General features: G+C 63.4%; 2 pseudogenes. Both read left to right on the top strand.

What is annotated here, in order from left to right:
• Positions 1–446 (top strand): annotated as a pseudogene (gene mtnA / locus V6C16_RS14215) (S-methyl-5-thioribose-1-phosphate isomerase); the annotation flags it as partial.
• A pseudogene (locus V6C16_RS14210) lies at positions 443–970 on the top strand (TIGR04326 family surface carbohydrate biosynthesis protein); the annotation flags it as partial. The pseudogenes mtnA and V6C16_RS14210, both read left to right, overlap by 4 nt.

Here is a 970-nt window from a genome sequence, read left to right as displayed (position 1 = left end):
GCGTGGTGGTGGGGGCCGACCGCATCGCGGCCAACGGCGACACGGCAAACAAGATAGGAACCTACGGCGTGGCGCTGCTCGCCAGGCATTTTCATATGCCTTTTTATGTGGCTGCGCCGCTTTCCACCATTGACCCGGCCACGCCCGACGGCGCGGCCATCCCCATTGAGGAGCGCCCGGACCTTGAGGTGACCCATGTGGGAGAAACGCGCCTGTGCCCGGAAAACGTCCCTGTTTTCAATTTTGCCTTTGACGTGACGCCTGCGGAATGCATCAGCGGCATCATTACGGAAAAAGGTGTGCTCTATCCGCCTTACGGCCTGTCCATATGGGCGGCGCTCAACGACCTGAGCACGGGGCGCAGCGCGGGAATCAGCGCCGGTCCCCTGCGGGACGAGGATGACGCCTCTGGCGCGGAGCCTGACTGGAGCCGGGAACGCTCATGAAGGAACTTATCCTCATTGTAGGGCCGATTGCCCCTGATCTGGGTCCATGCCCGGTCAACCCTGAAAGCTTCAGTGACGGCGCCGCGCAAACCGTTGTACAGTGGGAGGGATGGGACGCCCCGGAGGGGCATGTGTCTCTGTCTGCCCGGCTGCGCAAGGATCTTGAGTCCATACGCGCCGAGCACACGGCTTGGGCCTATGATCTCGGGCGTCTCGTGGTCGGCGGCAAAGAAGTGCAGGAACGCCTGCGGGGCGGCCACGGACTGTCCATGTGGTGGTGTTCGCTGCTGTATGAGCGTCATCCCAAGATGACGCCCGGCCTGTACGCCGTTTACAAGCTGCGCGCTCTTGAGCGGCTGATGGACGAGGGCCAATACACGGCACTGCGCCTTTGCGGGGGCGATGCTCCCCTGCGTGAGGTACTGGCGGACATGTGCGCCTCATCGGGCCGCACCTTTATCGAGCAGCACGAAAGCGGGGTGACCCTCAAACCGGCCATGAGCCTGGCGCGCCGCCTGTACAAT

The sequence above is a fragment of the Desulfovibrio sp. 1188_IL3213 genome (genome assembly GCF_036763145.1).
Classification (GTDB): Bacteria; Desulfobacterota; Desulfovibrionia; order Desulfovibrionales; family Desulfovibrionaceae; genus Desulfovibrio.
This window is presented reverse-complemented; position numbering and strand designations above follow the sequence as displayed.